4 protein-coding genes are annotated in these 4,822 nt (G+C 49.1%); 3 read left to right on the top strand and 1 reads right to left on the bottom strand.

All coding sequences use genetic code 11. The annotated features are described in order from the left end of the window. The 3 genes from F4Y39_11520 to F4Y39_11510 all read left to right on the top strand — a co-directional run. Window positions 1-2,765: ATP-binding cassette domain-containing protein (locus F4Y39_11520; GenBank protein MYC14345.1), on the top strand; the 2,765-nt coding region annotated here is incomplete at its 5' end. Window positions 2,766-2,835: 70 nt separating this feature from the next. Then, a complete protein-coding gene (locus F4Y39_11515) occupies window positions 2,836-3,465 on the top strand; it encodes a hypothetical protein (protein MYC14344.1) in 630 nt (209 codons plus the stop codon). Between the two features lie 125 nt (window positions 3,466-3,590). Beyond that, on the top strand, window positions 3,591-4,253 hold the full coding sequence (locus F4Y39_11510) for a tetratricopeptide repeat protein (GenBank protein MYC14343.1): 663 nt from the start codon (window positions 3,591-3,593) through the stop codon (window positions 4,251-4,253). Between the two features lie 298 nt (window positions 4,254-4,551). Here the strand turns inward: F4Y39_11510 and F4Y39_11505 are convergent, their stop codons facing one another. Continuing rightward, a complete protein-coding gene (locus F4Y39_11505) occupies window positions 4,552-4,779 on the bottom strand; it encodes a hypothetical protein (protein ID MYC14342.1) in 228 nt (75 codons plus the stop codon). Window positions 4,780-4,822: the final 43 nt, after the last annotated feature.

The following is a 4,822-nucleotide window of genomic DNA, read 5'->3' as shown; positions in this document are numbered from 1 at the left end:
GCGGTATTCGGGGCACCCGTCAGGCCTCGGGCGGATTCAATCTGGAAGGTGGCGCGCCTTCGGAAATGGCTGTCATTCGCGGCTATGATTTTACGGTGCTTCAAATGCTTGCCGACGATCTGGTCTATCGCCTCGAAGAATTGGAGGAAATCGATCCGAATAGCGTAAGAGCCGATGCAGAACGCGGCGCATCTGAAGTGCATGTTTTGCCCGATGAAGAAATAATGTTTGATCGGCGATTGCAGGTGCGCCAGGTGCTCAATGCCGTATCCGACGCCAATCCGCGCGGTGCGCGATCCAATATTTCATTTCTCACACCCGAAGGCACTGAAATCCCGATTGATGTTCGCAATGTCGAAGACCCGGAAGAAGAGGGGGAGGGTATTGCGGGATTGAGACAGACGCCGATTCTGGGTACGGGGGGGACTTATATCCCCCTTGTAGAAGTTTCGCATGTGCGCCGGGATCAGGGCAGGAGCATGATTTTGCGCACCGATCAATCGCGGCGCGTGATTGTCTCGTACCGCTTTGCCGAAGAAATTTTGCAGTCTCAACCTCTGCTGGAAGCCTCCCGCGCTTATGTGCAAGCTGTGGTCTATGAAATGGTGCTGCCCGAAGGGTATAGTATCGAAATGATCGAGGCAGAGGAAGAGACAATTTATTACTGGATGATGGGCATTGCCGCTCTATTGATTTTTATGATTTTGGCCTCTTTGTTTGAATCGCTTTCCGCGCCTGTGATTATTTTGTGCACGTTGCCCGCAGCAATTATTGGATCGTGCTGGGCACTGATCTTATCGGGGACGGGATTGACCTCACAAGAAGCGCCAATGGCACTGTTGGGGCTTATTGTTTTGAGCGGTATTGCCGTCAACAATGGGATCGTGCTGATTGATGCGATTGAAACCCTTCGCCGCCGTGGGTTCAGGCGAGAACGCGCGGTGCTCACGGCGAGCCGGTCGCGCGTGCGTCCTGTTTTAATGACTTCGGCAACCACCATTTTGGGCATGTTGCCTCTGGCACTCATATTTGGCGGCGATTACGAAATTTGGCCCCCCTTTGCGATTGTGGTAATCGGAGGGCTGGCGGTTTCAACGGTTTCCACTCTCGTATTTATTCCCGTGGTGTACATGGGAATTGACCAGACCAAAGCCTGGCTTACGGATATTGGCTGGTTTGGAATTGTATTGGGAACAACGGCAGCTGCGGGATTGACGTATTGGGTTGACGATTATTACCAGAGTTTGTTCTGGACCTATCTTTTGGCATTGCCAGCGTGGATGTTGTGTATGGGTGTGATCTGGATAGTGCAACGCATTTATCGCGCGCGTATGGCTTCTCTTGCTGAGATCGGCAATATTGAGCATCTCGAAATTCGCAATCTAACAAAAATTTACGGTGCGCCGGGGCGATTTAAGCACGAATGGGATCGCTTTAAGCGGCGTCATCAGCGCCTTTTAGAGCGCGGGCAGGTATTGGTAGATAAAAAGGCGATCAGGGACAGTTTGTGGTGGAAGTTACCACTTCTGGCACTTTTGATTTACTTGGAAACCTATTTTGAACAGGGAGCCTGGATATTTTTGGCGGGGCTTGCTATATGGGGCCTCATACATCACCTCGTGCTATGCGCGGCAGCTTTGCGCGATTTTCAGATTGAGAACAGATGGATATCACAAATCGTCCGATTGATTTTGCCGCTGGTCTTTATCGCCTTTATCCATTGGCGTTTGGAACTTATATCTTTGACCATCGCCACTTCTGCAATCTACTTGCTCTATCGCATCATCGGATTTTTGGCAAATCGCGTAGCAAATGGTCGCGTTGATCCCGAGCATATACCGGGCAAATTAGGTCCTGTTAAGGGCATCGTGTACCGCGGCGCTGCAGCCATACCCCTGATTGGTGTTCCGCGCCCGCAATTCCAGGCTCTCGGCGGTGTGAGTCTCGATATTCCGCGCGGGATGTTTGGGCTTTTGGGGCCCAATGGCGCGGGCAAGACCACGCTAATGCGGATTGTGTGTCGGGTTTTGTCGTCAAATTACGGGTCGGTACTCGCAAATGGTAAAATACCACTTACACATCGGAATATGCAGGGGGTCATTGGATATTTGCCGCAGCACTTTGGCCTGTACCTGCACATGTCTGCGTATAATTATCTAGAATACCGCGCGCTTTTGGAGGGATTTAAGGATGGGGTAGCACGGCGCAAGCGCGTTCAGGAATGTCTGGAGCAGGTCAATCTGTGGGATAGGCGAGACGATCTGATTGGGTCGTTCTCCGGCGGTATGAAACAGCGCGTGGGCATTGCACAAACCCTGTTGCACTTGCCGCAAATTATTGTGGTGGATGAGCCGACAGCGGGATTGGATCCACTCGAGCGGATCCGGTTTAGAAATCTGCTGGCGCGATTTAGCCAGGAAAAAATTATTATTTTTTCCACACATATTGTCGAAGATATTTCGGGTAGTTGCAACCGATTGGCCGTGCTGAATCACGGCAAGTTGCTTTATACGGGAACCCCGATTGAGATGCGCGATTTGGCGCGCGATAAGGTGTGGGAGGCTCTGCTGCCAGATCCGCGTTTTGAAGCGCTGGAACGCGACCTGGATATGATTACACATGTGCGCGTGCCCGACGGGATTCGGGTGCGATTCCTCGCTACTGATCCCATCCCAGAAGCGCATGCTGTTGCGCCCACCCTCGAAGATGCGTACCTTTATCTTTTGCGACATGGCGATGAATACAAACAGTCTAACATGGCGTGAGTTGCTCTTTTTCGTAGGCAAATTGCACAGCCTGAGCATGAGAATCGTGTTTCACCGCAAAATGATTTTTATGTTCGGTGGAATTGTGGCGTATTACGCAATTTTGTACGCGATTGCAATTTGGCGTCCGGGTGAAGGGCTTTCAGTCGAACAAGCCCTCCATGTATTGGTTGAAGTACCGGGCACAGTGCTTGCAATTTACCTGACGATGGATCTGGTGTCGGGGGAGAGAGATAAGGATACGCTTGAAATTCTGTTCAGCACGGCGATCAGCCACTACGCGACGTGGGCCGTGAGAATTGTGTCGATCAGTGCTGCACTATTTGCCACGCTGATGGCAATGAGCACGATTTCCTACTATTTTTTTGCGGAATTCCCCTACCTTCTGGGCGGATTGAATGCATGTATCCCTGCCTTCTTTATGGTGGGAGCCACATTTTTGTTTTCTGTTTTGTTCCGCAGTGGCAATGCGGCTGGCATGCTCGCCGTGGGACTTTTGATTGCGATTTTGCTTTCTACGGAGATATTTGAAGAGACATCGTATTACCTTTTTCTCAAGCCATTTGATCCGCCTTCAGATTTAGATGCCAGCCTGTGGATAAATCGCGTGGTCTTAAACCGCGCGGGCATTGCGATTCTGGGAATACTGTTCATTTTTCTGGCTCTGAGACGAATGATAGAGCGCGAAAAACTGCTGTGATTACTCCAAAAAACCGCTCTTATAGAACGGTTTTTTTCTTTCTCTTGCCCAAATTGCGCGATTTATATACCTTTGCTATCTTAGCACTTTAATATCTCATAACAGGGTAGGGGAGGAGATCACTTATGCAGCAACCACAGCCACAACAAGAAGACATACTGGTCTGGTTCCTCAGGGTGTGGGGCCAGATTGAAGCAAATTATATCAGAATCCTCACGGGATTTGGCATTGCCATTGTCGCTGCGCTAATTGTCCTGTTTTTTTATCGCGCACAAACCCAACGCGCAGATGCGGCTCGAACCGCTCTCGGAGACGTTTATATCGCACTTTATGAAGGGCGCGTAGAAGATGCGATTGCCTCATCTCAAGAAGTAATGGAAACCTATGCAGGCGAAGCCGAAGCGGGTGAAGCATTGATGGCGCTAGCCAATTTGCACTATGAAGAAGGCCGGATCGCAGAGGCCAGCACATATTTCCAGCAATACCTGGATGAATATCCAACAGACGGACCATTGGGTTATGGTGCATGGTCGGGGTTCGCATCATGTCTTGAAAATGAAGAAAAATTCGCAGAAGCTGGTCAACAGTTCGCATCCTTCGCTGAAGCGCACGCCGGATCGCCATTTGCGCCGATAGCCCTGAAGGAAGCAGGCAGATGTTACGAACTCGGCAAAATGCCTCAGCAAGCGAGTGATGCGTATCAAAAGATAGTCAAAGAATACGATGAGTCGTCCGTTACAAGATTTGCACGCGGGCAATTGAACCTGATGGGTATTGAGATAGATTAGCGCAAATACCGAGTTGAATTTGACGCAATAGCATATTTTTAAATAAATCCCTGAGAAGCGTTTTTTCCTTCTCAGGGTTTATTTTTTAGGAAAAAGTCTTGAAGTTCCCAAATAGACCAAAATTCGCCTGATTCACAGATGTTACGACTCACGAGAAAATCACATCAAAAATTACGGCATAAGATACATTATGTAAACTTATTGCCAAAATTAGCCTAAAACTGCTGTATAATACCCATCCTTGTATATCAAGGCTTGATGTGATACCTATTATTTCATTTTACTGGTGTTTGTGGTTCTAATCTCTCACATCAGCGCGCCCAAGTCCAAGAGCCCGCTGATATAACAAATCTGACAGCCGTTGATTCTCTTCGCGGAGTTTTTGAATCGTTTCAGCGCTTTTCTGAGCGGTTATTTCCACTTCTTTTTGTTGTCTGCGCAGCCAATTTGCGTCTTGTTCCGCTTTTTTTTCCCTTTCTTCCGCCATATTCAGCTCTTCTCGTGTTTTTTCCAGTTCTTCTTTCAACGCCCGTGCTTCCGTCCATCCAGAGGCTGATGATGCCTCTAAT

The organism is Gemmatimonadota bacterium (assembly GCA_009838845.1).
Taxonomy (GTDB): domain Bacteria; phylum Latescibacterota; class UBA2968; order UBA2968; family UBA2968; genus VXRD01.
The sequence above is the reverse complement of the archived record's forward strand: the minus strand, read 5'-3'. Positions and strand labels throughout refer to the sequence as shown.

Bases quoted from the DNA above. Each gene is read 5' to 3' on its own strand.
- F4Y39_11515 (MYC14344.1), top strand. From the start codon at position 2,836: ATGTTCGGTGGAATTGTGGCGTATTACGCAATTTTGTACGCGATTGCA.
- F4Y39_11510 (MYC14343.1), top strand. From the start codon at position 3,591: ATGCAGCAACCACAGCCACAACAAGAAGACATACTGGTCTGGTTCCTC.